Below are 925 nucleotides of genomic sequence, written 5' to 3' on the forward strand. Positions count from 1 at the left end.
CCACTGCTCTCATGGCAAATCATAGTCTCAGCCTCCCATTCTGGGAAGGCTTTCTCGTCTCATCCATGGATGTTGAGGGCAATCAGCTGCAGGTGCGCCTGATCGCTGATCCGCAGTTCCCGCTGATCTGCTCCAACTGCAGGGCCCACGCTCCCCTCATCCACGAAACCGTCTGGCGTACGGTACGTGATCTGCCTATGGCTGGCTTGAGCGTCTTTTTGAGCGTGGCCGTTCACAGGCTGCGGTGCACCAGTTGCCGTCGTTGCTGCACCCAGCAAATCAGCTGGCTGGATCGTCATTCCCGCGTATCGCGTCGGTTAGCCGAATTCGTTGCGCACTGGTGCGGAAAATTACCAATCGCGCATGTTTGCGAACTCACGGGCCTTCATTGGGGCACCATCCACCAGATTCACCGCCAAGATCTCGAACGCAAGGTCGCGGCGCTGCCGCCACCCCAGCCTACAAGATTGGTCATGGATGAATTTGCCCTTTTCAAAGGGCATCGGTATGCCACGGTTGTATTGGATGCCGACACCCGGCGGGTGATATGGGTGTGCGAAGGTCGCAGCCGCGAAGCAATCAGGCCCTTCTTTGCATGGCTTGGCAAGGAGCGTTGCCGAAACGTCCTGGCCGTAGCGATGGACATGAACACCGCCTTTGACTTGGAAGTGAAGTATCACTGCCGCAAGGCCAAGGTCGTGTATGACCTGTTTCATGTGATTGCAAAGTACGGTCGAGAGGTCATTGACCGCGTACGGGTTGATGAGGCGAACCGGTTACGCCACGATAAACCGGCGCGCCAGTATGTAAAGCGGGCTCGTTGGATGTTGCTGCGCAACCCAGCTAATGTGCCATCAGATCAAGCACCGAAATTGGCTGAACTACTGGAGGCAAACCAGGCACTCATGACGGTCTACGTCATGAA

At 56.5% G+C, this 925-nt stretch carries 1 protein-coding gene; it reads left to right on the forward strand.

Annotated features, from left to right (window positions below; translation table 11 throughout):
* Window positions 1-65: 65 nt before the first annotated feature.
* The coding region (locus GJ700_RS34695; protein ID WP_229507420.1) for an ISL3 family transposase at window positions 66-925 on the forward strand (860 nt) is incomplete at its 3' end.

The organism is Pseudoduganella rivuli (assembly GCF_009674485.1).
In the GTDB taxonomy this organism is placed as follows: domain Bacteria; phylum Pseudomonadota; class Gammaproteobacteria; order Burkholderiales; family Burkholderiaceae_D; genus Rugamonas; species Rugamonas rivuli_B.